This is a genomic window from uncultured Proteiniphilum sp., from assembly GCF_937873925.1.
GTDB lineage: Bacteria > Bacteroidota > Bacteroidia > Bacteroidales > Dysgonomonadaceae > Proteiniphilum.
Genome location: NZ_CALNAT010000044.1, coordinates 1 through 16,641 on the forward strand (window position 1 = coordinate 1; position 16,641 = coordinate 16,641).

At 44.2% G+C, this 16,641-nt stretch carries 11 protein-coding genes; 3 read left to right on the forward strand and 8 right to left on the reverse strand.

The features are described from left to right. The 3 genes from Q0502_RS03030 to Q0502_RS03040 form a co-directional block, all read right to left on the reverse strand. On the reverse strand, positions 1-1,056 hold a 1,056-nt coding region (locus Q0502_RS03030; protein ID WP_298646976.1), incomplete at its 3' end, for a Gfo/Idh/MocA family oxidoreductase. 105 nt (positions 1,057-1,161) lie between these two features. Then, positions 1,162-2,103: a sugar phosphate isomerase/epimerase family protein gene (locus Q0502_RS03035; protein ID WP_298646978.1), complete on the reverse strand. Its 942-nt coding sequence runs from the start codon at positions 2,101-2,103 to the stop codon at positions 1,162-1,164. A 187-nt stretch (positions 2,104-2,290) separates the two neighbouring features. Next, positions 2,291-3,055, reverse strand: coding sequence for an NUDIX domain-containing protein (locus Q0502_RS03040; RefSeq protein WP_298646980.1), 765 nt, complete (start codon positions 3,053-3,055; stop codon positions 2,291-2,293). Positions 3,056-3,411: 356 nt separating this feature from the next. On the opposite strand from Q0502_RS03040, the gene Q0502_RS03045 reads away from it, so the two are divergent. Genes Q0502_RS03045 through xylE form a run of 3 tightly spaced genes read left to right on the forward strand, consistent with a single transcriptional unit; the run spans position 3,412 to position 7,668 of the window. Beyond that, the gene (locus Q0502_RS03045; protein ID WP_298646983.1) at positions 3,412-4,884 is read left to right on the forward strand and encodes an FGGY family carbohydrate kinase; all 1,473 of its coding nucleotides are present in this window, start codon (positions 3,412-3,414) and stop codon (positions 4,882-4,884) included. 38 nt (positions 4,885-4,922) lie between these two features. Next, positions 4,923-6,254, forward strand: a complete 1,332-nt coding sequence (gene xylA, locus Q0502_RS03050) for a xylose isomerase (protein WP_298646985.1) — start codon at positions 4,923-4,925, stop codon at positions 6,252-6,254. Positions 6,255-6,276: 22 nt separating this feature from the next. Continuing rightward, positions 6,277-7,668 carry a D-xylose transporter XylE gene (gene xylE / locus Q0502_RS03055; protein ID WP_298646988.1) on the forward strand — a complete coding sequence of 464 codons (1,392 nt, stop codon included), beginning with the start codon at positions 6,277-6,279 and terminating at the stop codon, positions 7,666-7,668. Here the strand turns inward: xylE and Q0502_RS03060 are convergent. The 5 genes from Q0502_RS03060 to Q0502_RS03080 all read right to left on the reverse strand — a co-directional run bounded on the left by Q0502_RS03060 (position 7,594) and on the right by Q0502_RS03080 (position 16,568). Further along, complete coding sequence (locus tag Q0502_RS03060) at positions 7,594-8,976, reverse strand: glycerate kinase (protein WP_298646990.1); 1,383 nt, start codon at positions 8,974-8,976, stop codon at positions 7,594-7,596. The genes xylE and Q0502_RS03060 overlap by 75 nt on opposite strands. Before the next feature lie 9 nt (positions 8,977-8,985). After that, a complete protein-coding gene (locus Q0502_RS03065; protein ID WP_298646993.1) occupies positions 8,986-10,314 on the reverse strand; it encodes a GntP family permease in 1,329 nt (442 codons plus the stop codon). Between the two features lie 244 nt (positions 10,315-10,558). Then, a complete protein-coding gene (locus tag Q0502_RS03070; protein ID WP_298646995.1) occupies positions 10,559-11,557 on the reverse strand; it encodes a metallophosphoesterase family protein in 999 nt (332 codons plus the stop codon). A 9-nt stretch (positions 11,558-11,566) separates the two neighbouring features. Then, entirely contained in the window at positions 11,567-13,105 is a 1,539-nt protein-coding gene (locus Q0502_RS03075) for a SusD/RagB family nutrient-binding outer membrane lipoprotein (RefSeq protein WP_298646997.1), read from the reverse strand. Between the two features lie 40 nt (positions 13,106-13,145). Further along, the gene (locus Q0502_RS03080; RefSeq protein WP_298646999.1) at positions 13,146-16,568 is read right to left on the reverse strand and encodes a SusC/RagA family TonB-linked outer membrane protein; all 3,423 of its coding nucleotides are present in this window, start codon (positions 16,566-16,568) and stop codon (positions 13,146-13,148) included. Between the last annotated feature and the right edge of the window lie 73 nt (positions 16,569-16,641).

The window sequence follows — 16,641 nt, forward strand, 5'->3', positions numbered from 1 at the left end:
CTCCCAGATCATATTACCCTTTAGGTCGTATAATTTTCCCGCTGCGTCGGCATAGCCCTGCGTACAATTGATCTTCTCGACTTTTCCGTTGGAACAGCCGTCGATTTGCCTTGCTGCGCAGTGGGTTCTCATCCCGTTTTCATACAGGTATTCAATACTGAAAAAATCATATTGATCGCCGGTCACCCTTCTCTGGCGTCCACCCCATCCGCTGGCTTGTAGGGGATATTCGCCGAGATACCAGTTCATCACATCTATCTCATGAATAAATTGCTCTGCAATATGATCCCCGGATAACCAACAGAAGTTCACCCAATTTCTCAGCATATATTCCATGTCCGACCATTCCGGCCTTCTGCTGCGAAACCATAAAGCGCCGCCATTCCGGATAATATGCGCACCCGTAATGTCTCCAATTTCCCCGTTCAGCACTCTGCGTCGCGTTTCCATATAATCTTTTTGCGAACGGCGGATGGTTCCGCTGATAACATTCAGTTTCATGGATTCCGCTCTCTTCATTGAAGCCAGTACTTTGCGCACACCTGCCGGATCCACGGCAATGGGTTTCTCCATAAAGATATGCTTTTTTGCATTTACTGCGGCTTCTACATGCGCAGGCCTGAAATGCGGGGGAGTACACAGCAGTACGACGTCTACCCCCGAATCGATCACCTTTTCGTAGCTGTCGAACCCGATAAAACAGTTCTCGTCGGGTATATCTACGTTCTTTTGTTTTTTCAGGATATCCCTGCATGCATCCATTTTATCCTGAAAAACATCACCCAGCGCTACTATCTGCAAATTAGGGCCGGCATTCAGAAAATCGACCGCGGCTCCCGTACCCCGGCCTCCGCATCCGATCAGGCCTGCTTTGAGCACTTTTCCGTCGGGTGCCTGATCAAGTAATGCGGGTAGTTGTAATTCTTCTCCTTTTCCTTTTTGCTGCGATGAGCAGGAACTTAACAGGGGAATTCCTCCCATTATACCTACCGTGCCTATTGTGGCCGAGTTTTTCAGAAAGTTCCTTCGTGATAATAAGGGATCGTTTAATTGCATTGGATTATATTTTAGATTGATGAGTTTATAGAGAAATGCGGATGACGCAGATCTGCACTTATAACCTGTATTTATCGGTTTTGTCGATGTAAAACGAGTATTATTTTATAAGTAGGAAATAATTTCATCCATTTGCACGGAGATCTTCTTTAAATGATTCCTGTCTCCGCCCGGAACCTCTGCTGTAAGCCATCCGCCGGTATGGTTGATTTCCCGGACCGCCTGCATGACTACCGGCCAGTTGTTGTCCCCTTTCAGCAGATCGACTTTGAAGCCTTCCCATAGCCCTTTCGAATTCATCAGTTCACGGCTGAATTCCTTGATATGGAGTTTCATAATCCGTCGATTCAGTGTTTTGATCCAATGTTCCGGCCAGCCGTAACGTAACACGTTGCCGATATCGAAATACCAGCCCACCAGCGGATGGTTGATCTCATCGACATACCTTTTGGCTTCCACGGGACTGATCAGAAAGTTGTTCCATACATTTTCCAGGGCGATCTGCATCCCGGTTTCCTCAGCGTAAGGTATCAGTTCGCGTATGGCATTTTGGGAATTGATATAAGCCTGTTCATACGGCACCTTTTCGTTGACAACTCCCGGCACCACCAGCACCGTATCCCCACCCAGTTCCTTCACTTCACGGAGCGAAGCGGCCACCGATTCAATACACTTCTTTCTTACTTCCGGATCGGGAGCGGAAAGCGGTGAACTCCAGTGATCTTTATTGACAACCGAGGGGAGTTCGATCCCCGATTTTTCCTTTGCATTGAGGATTTCCGCTATGGGGTAGTCTACCGGGCTGTTGAGTTCTACTCCGTGAAAACCCAGATCCCTGATAAGTTTGAATTTGTCGGTCAAAGACAACTCTTCATTGATCATTCCCAACCCTAAACTCTTTTTTAAGGTTACTTCCCTTACTTCCTGTCGGGATTTGTCTTGTGAAACAGACAGCGACGCTGAAGGGATAACAGCTGAAGATAAAGGTTTGACTGCTGTTGCACCTGCAATAACGGCAGCCGATTTGATAAATTCCCGTTTGTTCATATCAGATAGTAGATGATTATATTTTGTAAAGGTATTAAATATTTAATAAACATGATCTTTATTTGCGTAAAAAAGGTTTCCAAAAAAGTAAAAACCGCGGGAGTAAAGGATGTAAACTCCCGAAGCTTTTGTGAAAATAATTGTTGCCGCCGGTTTGTTTTGGATTTCAGTCTAAAGTCAATCTGTTTCAGAACCCGGGTTTAAATTTATCTGTTTTTGCTTTTTTCTTATTAAACCGATACAATCTGGGAGCTCTGTAAGGCACATTCTTTTGCACTTCATCCAGTTGTTCCAGCCCATCGATCAGTAACATTTTCTTTTGAAAATTGCGGACATCGGATTTTGTTTCAAGTACAAGATCGTATAAACTACGAAGTTGCGTCATCGTAAACTTCCGGGGTAGTAACTCAAAAAGCATGTAAGGCTGAAGCATCACTTGATGACGTATATGTTTCAATGCTTCTTCTGCGATCTGATTATGGTCAAAAGCAAGCTTCATATTGGCAAGGGATCCTACATCGTACCAACGGGCGGTAGTGTTTTCGGATTCGAAAATAATCTTCCGGCTGATCTTAATGAACGCCAGATAACCGACCGTTACAATACGTCCGATTTTCATATTGGTAGTTTTCTCCAGCCAGTTTTTATCCCTGGGATTGCTGGTCCTTTTGGGATCTCCGAAACTGTGGAACTGATGCAGGAAAATATTTTTCAGACCCGTCAGTTCATTTAAAACCCGTGTTGCGGCAGTATCAAGATCTTCGTCCTGGTATATAATACTTCCGGGTAGTTTTTTATCACTGTAGTTTCCGTTCACTTCACTGATTGTACGCTCGATCAATAGTATTTTTAATTTTTCTCCGTCGAAACCGAACACCACACAGTCGATAGAGACGTGTGGGTTGTATGCTAATGTATGGTGTGTCTCCTGTGACGCTTTACTGTTTGCCATAAGATTCTTGTTTTCAAAATATATTCTCTTTATGCGGGAAAAAGAATTACAAATATAGAAACTATTTCGATAAGTTATTTTTTCTCTCATTTTAATCATTATTTGAAAAATATGAATAAATTTGCAAATTATAAAATATATGATATATGTATTTTATACAATAAGATGAGATGTTTTGTATGATATGATGTCTTGTTATGTTGAGTTTAATATACTGAAAATAAATGTGGAAAATATTTTATTATTGTAAAAAGTACGTGAAGGAAATAAACCGGATCTTGATTCTAATAGTCTTGGTTCTGAAAAGTTCCATATACTTACTATAAAAAACAAAAATGATCAGAAAATAATGAATTATGTATGTATTAGGATATGACATAGGCAGTTCTTCGGTAAAAGCTGCTTTGGTGGAAATTGAGACCGGAAAAACCGTGGCATCTGATTTTTATCCCAAGATGGAAATGCCGATGTACGCCGAACAGGCGGGATGGGCCGAACAGGATCCCGGGATGTGGTGGACTAACCTGAAACTGGCCAATGCCGCGGTACTCGCACAATCGAAAGCAGATCCACAGGATATCAAAGCCATCGGTATCTCCTGGCAGATGCATGGGCTGGTAATGGTGGACAAAAACAGGGAAGTGTTGCGCCCGTCCATCATCTGGTGCGACAGCCGGGCGGTACCTTTTGGTGAGAAAGCTTTCCATGCGATAGGTGAAGAGAAGGTGTTATCCCGTCTGCTGAATTCACCCGGTAATTTTACCGCCTCAAAACTGGCATGGGTAAAGGAGAACGAACCGGAAAAGTATAAACGTATCTACAAGATCATGCTCCCGGGCGATTATATTGCCATGAAATTGACGGACGAGATATCAGTTACCGTGGAAGGATTGTCCGAAGGCATATTCTGGGATTTTAAAGGGAATAGAATCTCGCAGGATATTCTGGATTATTTCGGGTTCGAAAAAGAGCTGATTCCCGCCGTAACGCCCGTATTCGGCATACAGGGCCGGGTGTCGGATTCCGCTGCCAGGGAACTGGGGCTGTATCCCGGGACACCCGTCAGTTACCGGGCAGGGGATCAACCCAACAATGCGGCTTCCCTGAATGTATTCAACCCCGGAGAGATCGCTTCTACCGCCGGTACATCGGGTGTGGTTTACGGGGTGTTGGATGAAGTGAAATATGACCCCCTTTCGAGGGTGAATATCTTTGCACATGTCAATCATACACCGGAATTGACGAGATTGGGTGTTTTGCTTTGCATCAACGGCACAGGTATCCTGAATTCATGGATAAAGAAAAATATGATACCGGAGAAGAGGGGGTACAACGAGATGAACGCACTTGCGGCACAATCGCCCATCGGTGCAAGGGGTATCTCAGTGATCCCCTTCGGGAACGGTGCGGAACGCGTACTGGAAAACCGGAATACGGACTGCTCGTTCCATGGTATCAATTTCAATATTCATTCCCTCTCCGATCTGTTACGTGGAGCCCAGGAAGGGATTGTCTTCGCTTTTCAGTACGGGATGGAGATCATGCAGGAGATCGGGATGGATATCCGGATCATCCGTGCGGGAAATGCCAATATGTTCCTCAGTCCGTTATTCAGGGAAACGCTTGCTTCAATAAGCGGCGCGGTCATCGAACTGTTCGATACCGACGGAGCTGCCGGCGCGGCGAAAGCGGCGGGTATCGGTGCGGGAATATATGCTTCCCATACAGAGGCGTTCTCCTCTTTGAAGAAGATCATGACCGTGGAACCGGACAATAAAAACAAAGCACAATATCTGGAAGCATATCAACGCTGGAAATCATGCCTTTAATATAAATAATCATCTGTCAATATTTTAATAAATAAATTATGGAAACTGAAAAAGCAACAAGGGAGTTTTTTCCGGGTATAGGGAAAATCCAATTTGAGGGAAAAGAAAGCCGTAATCCGTTGGCTTTCCGGCATTATAATGCCGAGAAAGTGGTTTACGGACGTAAAATGAAGGATTGGTTCAAATTTTCAATGGCCTACTGGCATACCCTTTGTGCCGAAGCGAGGGACCCGTTTGGAGGGGAGACCAAAGATTTCGAGTGGAACAACGGCAGCGATGCGGTTGAAAGAGCCAAAAAGAAAGTAGATGCCGGCTTCGAATTCATGCAGAAAGTAGGTATCAAATATTTCTGTTTCCATGATGTAGACCTGGTGGATGAAGGAAATTCGCTGGAAGAGTATGAGGCCAATCTGAAGGCCATCGTGGCGTATGTCAGGCAGAAAATGGCGGAAACCGGCATCAAACTGCTTTGGGGTACGGCCAATGTCTTCGGTCACAAGCGTTACATGAACGGCGCGGCTACCAACCCCAACTTCGACAGTGTGGCTTATGCCGCTACGCAAATCAAGAATGCCCTGGATGCCACCATTGAACTGGGAGGTGAGAACTACGTATTCTGGGGTGGACGCGAAGGATATATGAGCCTGCTGAACACCGATATGAAACGTGAAAAAGAGCATCTGGCCGTGATGCTGGCCAAAGCGCGCGACTATGCCAGGGCAAAAGGATTCAAAGGCACTTTCTTTATCGAACCGAAGCCGATGGAACCGACCAAGCACCAATATGATTATGATGCTGAAACCGTTATCGGTTTCTTGCGTGCGCATGATCTGGATGGTGACTTTAAACTGAATATTGAAGTGAATCACGCTACGTTGGCGGGCCATACATTTGAACACGACCTGCAGTGCGCCGCAGATGCCGGTTTGCTGGGATCTATCGATGCCAACCGGGGCGATTACCAGAACGGATGGGATACCGACCAGTTCCCGATTGACGTGTACGAGCTGACACAAGCCATGCTGGTCATCCTGCAAAGCGGAGGGTTACAGGGAGGCGGAACAAACTTCGACGCCAAGACCCGCCGGAACTCCACCGACCTGGAAGATATCTTCATCGCGCATATTGCCGGTATGGACGCTTTCGCACGCGCATTGGAAGCGGCAGCGGCAATCCTTGAGGAATCGCCCTATACCAAAATGCGGAAAGAGAGATACGCTTCTTTCGACAGCGGTAAGGGGAAAGAATTCGAGAAGGGACAACTCTCCCTGGAAGACCTGCGAGAATATGCGCTGGGCCTGGATAGAGAGCCTGAGCAGATCAGCGGCAAACAGGAGTTATACGAAGCAATAGTGAATATGTATCTCTAAGATATGAATTATTTTTCGGCATATGACAAAACAGTATAATAAACCTTATTTGTTCGGTATCACGTTGGTGGCTACCCTGGGAGGATTACTCTTCGGATATGACACGGCGGTTATCTCGGGAGCGGAAAAATCTATCGAAGCCTATCTTATCAGGCCGTTGGGATTGAATTCCCTGATACACGGGGCGACGGTATCGAGCGCATTGATCGGGTGTATAATAGGAGGAATTCTGTCGGGATTGTTCTCGAACCGTCTGGGACGCAAGAAAACATTGTTGTTCGCTTCGGTACTGTTCTTTCTCTCTGCCCTGGGATCGGGTTATCCGGAAGCCTTATTCTTTACCCGGGGAGAACCATCGATAGGATTACTGCTGATGTTTAATTTTTATCGTGTCATCGGCGGTATTGGAGTTGGCCTTGCTTCAGCAGTATCTCCCATGTATATCAGCGAGATAGCGCCTGCTGATATTCGGGGCAGACTGGTTTCATTCAACCAGTTTGCCATTATTCTGGGAATGTTGGTGGTTTACTTCGTGAATTGGGCGATTGCTTATGGCCACAGTATAGAATGGATAAATGATATAGGATGGAGGTATATGTTTGCATCGGAAGCTATTCCTGCCGCATTATTTGGAATTTTATTGTTCTTGGTTCCTGAGACGCCGAGATTTTTGGTGCTATCAAACCGAAACGAGCAGGCTATGTCGGTGCTGAACAAAATTTATACGGATAAACTGAAAACACAAACCATTTTTTCTGAAATAAAGCAGTCTGTAGGACAGGTAACCGAGCGGGCAAAGCTGTTCTCTTACGGGAAAATAGTGATAATTATCGGCATCCTGTTATCGGTTTTTCAGCAATTTGTAGGGATCAATGTGGCTCTTTATTACGCTCCGCGTATTTTTGAAAGTATGGGGGCCGCCAAAGATGCATCTATGTTACAGACCATTGTCATGGGGTTTGTGAACGTGGTGTTTACGGTTGTGGCCATCCTTTCGGTTGACAAATGGGGTAGGAAACCTCTTCTTATTACCGGATCGATAGGGATGGCAACAGGCATGTTTGCCATATCGGCATTAGCATTTAACAACGTTATAGGTATGGGTACACTCATATTTATTATTGTTTACACCGCCTCTTTCATGATGTCGTGGGGACCGATCTGCTGGGTGCTGATATCGGAAATCTTCCCGAACAAAATTCGTGGACAGGCTGTAGCGGTAGCCGTTGCTTTCCAATGGCTCGCCAATTATCTGATATCCTCTACTTATCCTGCCATGATGGAATTCAGTAGTGGGTTGACCTACGGCTTCTACGGACTTATGGCTGTCATTTCAGCATTATTCGTATGGAAGATGGTGCCTGAAACCAAAGGTAAATCGCTTGAAGAGATGGAAAAATTGTGGAAGCGGTGAAGCTTCCATCACGACTACTACCATATCCATTACATTCGTCCGTGTGTTTCCGGTGATAATATGACCACCGGTTTGTTGAAAAAAACGGTAAGAATCGGAATTTTGGAGAAAAATTCGGGGGTCGATATTTTTCTTTACCGCAGTAGCTATCGTTTCATTATCAACAACGGCTCCTGCGGCATCGGTCGGTCCATCTGTACCGTCTGTTCCTGCACATAAGATGGTGATGTGTTTTTCGTGATCAATTTTAGTAGATAAATACAAGGCCAGGTGCTGATTGCGTCCGCCTGATCCATTTCCCGAAACTTTTACAGTCGGTTCACCCCCAAAAAGCAGGCAAACGGGCTTTTTACCGGTAGCTTGTTGATAATTTTCGATTGTCTTCAAAATAAAATCGGCTACATTCGTATAATCTCCCTTTAGCTTGTCGGTAACGATATGGGTTTTAAAACCAAGTTCCTGTGCTTTACGCGACGCACCTTCAAGTGCCAGTAAGTTATTCCCGATTATGTAATTTTGGACGTTCCTGAAAATAGCATCGTCCGGCTTGGGTGTTTCGGGAATTAAACCGGTCAATCCTTTTTTCAAATGGTTCAGCATGGGAGACGGGAAAGAATTTTCCAGCGAATACTTTTTGATGACCGCCCATGCGTCGGCAAATGTACTAGCGTCTCCAAGAGTAGGGCCGGAAGCAATGACATCGAGGCGGCCACCGGTAACATCCGATAAAATCAGGCAAACTGTTGTTGCCGGATAAAGCATTTTGGCAAGTTGTCCGCCTTTCACGTTCGAAAGATGCTTGCGCACGGCATTTATTTCGGTAATATCGGCACCGCATTTTACCAGCAGTTCATTCGCATATCTCAGGTCATCGAGCGTGGTTCCTTCAGGGAAATCCGCCATCAATGCTGATGCACCGCCCGATATCAGGCAGACAACCAGGTCATCTTCACCGGATTGCCGGGCAATGTCCAGCATTTTTCGTGTCCCTTTCACGCCTTCGGCGTCCGGTATCGGATGTCCTGCTTCGGTGAGTTTCAGGTATTTTAAATTTGTTTCGTGCCCGTATTTGGTAACAACGTGCCCCCCTGTTATTTTGTCGCCTAAAATTCGTTCGGTTTCTTTCGCCATTAAAGCGGCTGCTTTTCCGGCTGCCAAAACGTAAATATGCCTGAATCCGGATAACAGGTACGACTTACCGGCAATTTGCAGTACATCACCACTCCGTTTTATTCGTGTTTGAATCAACTTTTCAGGTAAAACACTTTCAACTCCGGCGAGAAATATTTCTTCGGCTTTCTTTCTCATTTTATTTTATCACAATATAAAAAATGAAGTCAACCATACACACAGGAATGTAACGGTTCCCATCACGATAGTAGTGGTAGAATAGATTTTTAAGGTGGTATTAGAATTGATTCCGGAAAATCGGGAAATCACCCAAAAATAAGAATCATTAGCGTGAGACACCATCATTGAGCCGGCACCTATCGAAATCATTGCCAGGAGTTTTCCGGTTTCGGAATCCAATTCCAGTGCAGATAACATGGGTGCAACGAACGATGCCGCAGTAATGATCGCGACTGTTGATGAACCCTGCGCGGTTTTCAGTATAGAAGCAATCAGAAAGGGAACAGCAAGACCTAATCCTGTTTGCAGAAAAAACTCTCCGGCATAAGCGCCCACGCCGGTCTCTTTAATCACCAGGCCAAACATTCCGCCCGCACCGGTTACGATAAGGATCGGGCCTGCTTTTTCTATGGCGGATTCAAGGATTGAATTGATACTTTTCACCGCCCTGTTTTTCAATAAAAACAGCGATAAAAATGTGCCAATCAGCAGGGCAATAATAGGTTGTCCTATAAATGCCAATCCTTTCAATACAAAATTACCTTCGGGCACTTTCATTATCGCGAGTAAAGAGCCAATTGCTATAAGAACAAGCGGTGTGGCGATAGGTAATAACGAAAGACTAACCGGCGGTAATTGTTCTTCGTTCCCAATTTCACCTTTGGAGGGTTCTGTTTCTTTGTAGGTATCTTTCCTTGTTTGCCATTTAATCCAAAAAAATGCGGCTACGGCAGCGGGAATGGCAAAAAGTGTTCCCAGCAATATCAGCATGCCGATATTCGCGTTTAGAATTCCCGAAGCGGCCAATGCTCCCGGGTGCGTGGGAGTGAGGCAGTGCACCGAATATAGCGAAGTAGCCAAAACAAACGCGATAAAGGGCAATACAATTTTAGCCTTCGTGCTGAATGATTTTGCCAATCCACTCATGATAATATATCCGGAATCGCAAAAAATGGGCAATCCTACAACAAATCCCGTAATGCCCATTGCTGACGCGGCTTTACCGTGTCCTGTCTTCGACAGAATATAATTAGCGATGCTTATGGCACCGCCTGTTTTTTCCAGCACCACAGCAATAATCGCCCCGAAAATAATCAGAAACCCGATGGATGCCATAGTACTCCCAAACCCCTCTTTAAGAATTTGAACCACATCTTTATCGGGAAGGGCAATCATGGCTAACAATAGCGCCACGATAAACAGCGAAGCAAACGCGTTTAGTTTCGTGACGGAAGTGAGTATCACGATAAGTACGATGCTCAGCAGAACCAGGATAGAAAGTGTAACAATACTCATTTTATTCGACCTGAAATTGTTACAGATATAACTTTAACTGAACAATATTCCCAGTATTTGTTAAATAAATTTCAGACAAAGCAGATACATCATTCCCAATATCCTATATACGTCATTACAAATGATATATATAGATTATTTCAAATGAAATATGGTGTACGATACAAAAAAGGACTTTGCTTCAATAAATTCGGTGACAGAAAATAAATTCTGCCACCGAATAAGTATCTCTTTTATGAAAAAACTATTTTCCCGGATTGGTAAATTCTGCCGGATAGGAAACCTTATCCCGAATGGTTCCGTCCAGTAGGTGGAGCCAGGTGTCGAATTCCCGTTTCCCCTCCTTGAGCACCACTACGCGGACACCGTTGATTTCAGGGGTGTAAGTGGTTTTCCATCCGCTGAAATGACCGTAAGCCAGGGCAATTCCGTGATAATTTACTATATAATCATTCACATGGTCGTGCCCCACGAAGGTGCCCATGACATCTCCCATCTCCCGCATCGAGAGGAACATACCCGAGTTGAGTTCGGGAGGACATTCGTCTTCCTTTCTTTCCCCATAGCGTACATTCTTCTCATCGTTGAATGCCAGCCGGTATTCGGGCAAAGCGATATGAAAATAGGCCAAAGCGGGTAGCGGTTGAAAATTATTCCTGATAGTATAATGTAAACTTTGCTCCCTGTACCATTGTATCTGATCCGTTGTCATCCAATCGTAACCGTTCACCCCCTCTATTGTGGAATAAGCGCCGGTATCGAAACAGTATATTAGGGCTGCCTCTTTCAGGGGCTTTTGGCTGCTATACAGCGGGATCACATTATCCATTACTCTGCCCCGGCTAACTTCAGACAACCTGTTGATATTGAAAGGGTAGTCGGTGATGATATCGGCGATCTCTTCCCGCGTCACGCCCTGTTCATGGTCGTGATTACCCAACGTTACGGCGAACGGTATCTTGCGGTCGATCACGAATTTCGTTACGGCATCCCAGCCTTCCCGCACCGGCCTTCCGGTTACGATATCTCCGGTAAATACTACCATATCAGGCTTTTCAGCGTCCAGTACCCTTGAGATGAGCAGTAACGTGGTGTCTGATTTCATATCTCCATGCTTATAGTGCGTATCGGTGAACTGCACAATCTTGAATGTCCCGTCTTTTTTAAAGGAAAGCTTTTGGGCATTTACCGAGAAAGGGATCACACCGAGCAGCAAAATAATGCTCCATTTTAGTTTCATCATAATTCTCTTTTAGTCTTTTAGTATCCACATAATTCCGTTAAAATCGTCACGGCCGTTATATTGACGCTGAACGGCTTCGTTAAGATTATCTGTATTGTAATTAATTTCATTTTGCGGATATTGCCATCTTGTGGGGAATTTGGTGTTGTCGGTAGGATTCATATTCGAATTGGGATTCAGCACAAATTCGGGGTATCCCGTACGCCGGAATTCAAACCAGGCCAAATATCCATTGTGGAAAAATCCTGCCATATACTTTTGATGGATGATTTGCTTTATCCTGTTCTCCACAGTGCCGTTAAGCGCCACCGAAGAAGGGTATGAATTGATGTAAGCTTCATCTATCATTGCTCCATGCGTATAATTTGCTGATACAAAATTAGTATAAAAACGCATGGAACTCTTGATCCCATTGGAATAATGCGTTTGGGCATCGTTATCGAGCCATCCTCTCACTGCTGCTTCGGCTAAAAGAAATTCCACATCCCAATGACAAAACAAGCCTAAGGGTTCGGCTGTTGCCAAATCCACATAGCGCTTATTCAGGTCGCTGTATTCCTTTTTACTTTTTTTATCGATAGTGCTGCTGTACTCATCTGATGGTTCTACACCGATATATGCATCGAAATTCGATTCTATTTTTCCTTCTGCCAATAACGATTCGGCCGGTTCGGCAACATAAAACAGACGCCTGTCCTGATTTTCTTTCAGCAAGTTAATATACGTGGTCGACAACATTGTATATTGGGTAAACGGATTCAAATCGGCAGCCGTATTACTCCATGGATAGCAATAACCCTTGGTCCCGTTGTAAGTAATAGCAAAATTGTCGTTATAATCTCTCATCAACGGACGTTGGGCAACTTCTTTGAATTTATTTACAACATTCAGATCATTATCGGAAGTTTTTTTATACAAATTTATCAGCACATATAACTCAAAACTGTTTACGAGTCTGCGCCATTTATCTACGTTGCCGCCATAGATAAAATCGCCTGATATATCGGCGCCTTTCGAAAATAAATCATCTGCCTGATCCAATTCATCCAATATACCTTTGAATACATCTTTTTGCAAGTCGTATTTGGGTTTAATGACGCCCTTATTACCTTGAATTGCTTCGGAATAAGGGATGTCGCCTACCCGCATGGAAAGTTGAAAAAACTGCCATGCCCGGATAAAATGTCCTAAAGCCCGGTATGAATTTGCGAGTTCAGGGCTTAAGGCAGTTGCATATTCGATCATGGGATCGACATTTTTTAAACCTGTGAGATGATTTGAAAAACTGGCTCTTCCCAAATTATTATATTGGGACCCTTCTTTGCGTTCCGTGAAGAGTAAATATTTTCCATGTTGGTACGGAACGGTAAAACCTTTGGTCGATTCAGTAGCCGTGGATGTTATTTCCCTAATCATCGTTGTGGCAAGCCATGGTGCGGTTGCCTGCGAAGGTTTATCGGGGTTGGTATTGATCTCCTCGAAATTATCGCAACCGACAGTAAGGATGGCAAATAAAGCTATTATTATATTGAATAAACTCTTATTCATAATTTTCTATTTTAATGATTGACAAAATTTGTCAGTTGAATTAAAACCCAAGTTTAATATTGAACCCGATCATACGCTGAGAAGGAGCATTCATATCTTCCGAACCGACATCGGGATCGGAATATTTGAAGTCTTTTGTCCACAAAAATAAATTTTGTCCGGTTAAGGCTACAGAAGCATTGTTTATAAATGTTTTGTGAATCAGTTTTGCCGGGAGATTGTAGGTAACCGATAATTCTCTCAGTTTTATAAACGTCTGGTCGTGAATACGGCCTTCCCATGAGTTTCCCCAAAGTCGCATATATTCCTGATAACTTACCGGAATATCGTTGGGTGCATATTGGCGGGTATCTTCAATGATGTTGCCGTCGGTATCGTAAGAAACCGATCCGCTTACTACTTTTACTCCTTTACCGACGTATTTCGCTCCGTTCACCACTTCGTCGTAACGGTATTGCGTATCGGTTTCAGGGGCAGATCCGGTATCAAACATTTTCCCATAGATGTAGTTGTCCATCAATCCCCCTACGCGTCCGTCGATACTGATATTCAAAGTCCAGTCATGATAGGTCAGCGTATTGATAAATCCGAAAGTGAAATTGGGATCCCTGTATCCGTATAATTGATTATACTCACTTAACCAAACATTCCCATCGGCGGAATGGATGATATTGCCTTGCGGATCCCTGAGCGCTTTTTCGGTTTGTGCATAGTAATCCAATCGTTTTCCGGGTTGAGTCCATTGATCTTTTTTAGAATATACGGGATCGATATCTACATAATAACGGTGTTGGTACGAATAGTTCAGCATGGAATTCCAATTAAAATCCTTATTGCTGATAATATCGCCTGATACCGTAATTTCCACACCACGACGGGCATAGGTTTCGGCTGTATTGATTAAAGTAGTGCCAAAGCCTGAGGAAGGAGCGATATCCTGTTGAATCTGCCGGTTGTAATACAATTTATCGAAATACGCAAAATCGACATACAATCTTTTTCCGAAGAAATAGGCGGCGGATCCGATTTCCCAGGTACGGCTTTCCGATGGCAATAAGTTAGCGCCCATTAAATTAGAGGGATAAGATGCAGCAAGATATCCCCAGGAGTTGGAGATGCTATAAGGAAGGTTATTATCATAGACTCCGAGCGGCGATTTGGCAATCGTCCAGGCTCCTCTTGCCTTCCACATTCCAAGCCACGAAGGTGCATTGAAGAATTCCGATAATACAACGCTTCCGGCTACCGAAGGATAAAAATAAGAGCGTTCCTCGAGGGGTTGTGTTGAGCTCCAGTCGTTGCGTCCTGTTACATCGAGATATACTGCACTGTTCCATGTTACGGACAATTTCCCATATACACTGTTTACCTGTTTTGCGTATGTTCCGTAAATATTTTGTATGGAATTTACGCCGACAGCAGTAGACGGAATGGCATTCGCCAGGGAATACCAGCCGGGCACGGCCAATCCGTTTACGGTTCTTGCTCCCTGGTTCCTGTCCTGATAATAATAAATACTGCCTCCGCCTAGCAGGTCAAAATCAAATTTCCCGACCGTTTTATTGTAAGAGAGCATGAGATCGCTGTTAAGGCTGTATCCCCATCTTTGATTCATTCCATACATGCCTTTACCACTCCAATCCCAATACACACCGCTGACGGAAGGGCCTCTTGTGGAGTATACCCCGGCAGGGTTTCTGAGTTCGTCTTCATTCTTGTAAAAATCGTAACCATTCCTGAAAATGAGTTTTAAATCTTTCAGAATATTATAGTTCATGGTGAGGCTGGCATTTAACTTGTTCTCTTCCAGACCCACTAATTTCTCATGCGCAATCAGGTAAGGATTATCATACCATGCAGAATACAACCAATTTTGTTTTTCGTGGGGAGTTATCCAATAATCGCGGTACTGACGGATATCGTAATCAGGACCTGTCCACATCAGTATCTGATAAATATATCCCTGGTTACCGTAACCTCCACCCCATATTTGGGGTGCGGTGGAGCGCATATATCCCATTTGGCTTTCTACTGAAAATTTATCACCCAATTTCATCTCCCCGCTCAAGGTATAATTGAACATATCTAACTTTTGGTTGGGATATTGTCCCTTATTATATACGTAATTGAGGTTGGTCCTGAAAAAACCGTTTTCACCTGTTTGGGTAACACTGACACTGTTGTTGGTAATTAATCCCGATTCGAGAAAGTTGCGGAAATTATTTTTTCCACTTGACACGAGGGGCATTTCTTCCTCTTGTTTGGTAACCGGATTCCATTGAAGGGCTGTGTTTCCAACATCCAGCTTCGGCCCCCACACATAGTCGTCTGCAATCTCTCCGTTGAGTCCGTGTCCGTATGATGTTTGCGCCTTAGGGATGGCAACCCATCCGGCCCTGAACATCGTATTGCTGTTGAATTCCACGGAAAGGCCTTTTTCTTTTCCCCGTTTAGTGGTGATCATAATGGCTCCGGCCGAACCCCGTGCACCGTATAATGCCGCAGCGGTGGCTCCTTTAAGTGTCGTGATATCTTCAATTTCGTCTGCCGGGATATCGCGCAGGCTCATATTTCCGTAAGGTACGCCGTTGATTACTAAAAGCGGTGTTTCTCCACGCATTTCAATGCCTGCCCGTGCATTGAACTCTGTTGAATTCTTGATGGTAAGACCTGCTACTTTTCCTGTTAATGAAGCAGTCATATCCACACCTTTCACGGTCTGTAAAGAAGAACCGGAAACATTTTGCACCGCATAGCCTAACGATTTTTCCTCGCGTTTTACACCCAATGCCGTTACCACCACTTCTTCCAAAGTTTTCGTATCCTCCTGTAAAACAATTGAGAAACTGGTTTTGCCTGTAGTGTTGATCTCCTGTGATAAGTAACCGATATAGGAAACACGTAGGCTTGCATTGTCTTCCACCTGTAATGAAAAGTTTCCGTCCACATCCGTTATAGTTCCGTTTATTGTTCCCTTTTCTATAAGATTAGCCCCGATAATAGGTACGCCGTAGGCATCGGCCACTGTTCCGGTTACTCGTTTTTTCTGTTGCTGAGCAATAGTTGTGGCAATCCCTTCCTGATTATCTTCCGGTTTGCCGGCAGACAGGATAATATGGTTCCCTTCCATGGAATAACGGATATCGTTGTCTTTCAACAATGAATTGAGTACCTGAGACACTGCTTTATGCTTTGTTCTTACCGATACTTTCTTATTTGTATTTACCTCATTGTTGTAGATGAAAAGATAGTCGGTTTGACTTTCAATTTCGTTTAGCACCTCTTTAAGGGTTCCATTACGCTTGTTGATCGTAACTCTGGCGTTTTGTGCATAGCCTGTTTCGGCCATAGCGCAGAAGACGCTGGCAAATAATAGGATAATAGTTACTCGCATAATCAATAAAAAATGTTTAATGGGTACTTTTTCGGTTAAATTGTTACCCGTTGAGTCGTTTTTCTTCATACATTTGTAATTGTTTTAAGTTGATACATAAATAATTTCAGGTTGTGTCGACGAAAACATCCGACCGGTGAGC

Excerpts from the sequence above, each read along its gene's own strand:
- Q0502_RS03065 (WP_298646993.1), bottom strand. The coding sequence starts at position 10,314 with ATGAGTATTGTTACACTTTCTATCCTGGTTCTGCTGAGCATCGTACTT.
- xylE (WP_298646988.1), top strand. The coding sequence starts at position 6,277 with ATGACAAAACAGTATAATAAACCTTATTTGTTCGGTATCACGTTGGTG.
- Q0502_RS03040 (WP_298646980.1), bottom strand. The coding sequence starts at position 3,055 with ATGGCAAACAGTAAAGCGTCACAGGAGACACACCATACATTAGCATAC.
- Q0502_RS03045 (WP_298646983.1), top strand. The coding sequence starts at position 3,412 with ATGTATGTATTAGGATATGACATAGGCAGTTCTTCGGTAAAAGCTGCT.
- Q0502_RS03035 (WP_298646978.1), bottom strand. The coding sequence starts at position 2,103 with ATGAACAAACGGGAATTTATCAAATCGGCTGCCGTTATTGCAGGTGCA.
- Q0502_RS03080 (WP_298646999.1), bottom strand. The coding sequence starts at position 16,568 with ATGAAGAAAAACGACTCAACGGGTAACAATTTAACCGAAAAAGTACCC.
- xylA (WP_298646985.1), top strand. The coding sequence starts at position 4,923 with ATGGAAACTGAAAAAGCAACAAGGGAGTTTTTTCCGGGTATAGGGAAA.
- Q0502_RS03075 (WP_298646997.1), bottom strand. The coding sequence starts at position 13,105 with ATGAATAAGAGTTTATTCAATATAATAATAGCTTTATTTGCCATCCTT.
- Q0502_RS03060 (WP_298646990.1), bottom strand. The coding sequence starts at position 8,976 with ATGAGAAAGAAAGCCGAAGAAATATTTCTCGCCGGAGTTGAAAGTGTT.
- Q0502_RS03070 (WP_298646995.1), bottom strand. The coding sequence starts at position 11,557 with ATGATGAAACTAAAATGGAGCATTATTTTGCTGCTCGGTGTGATCCCT.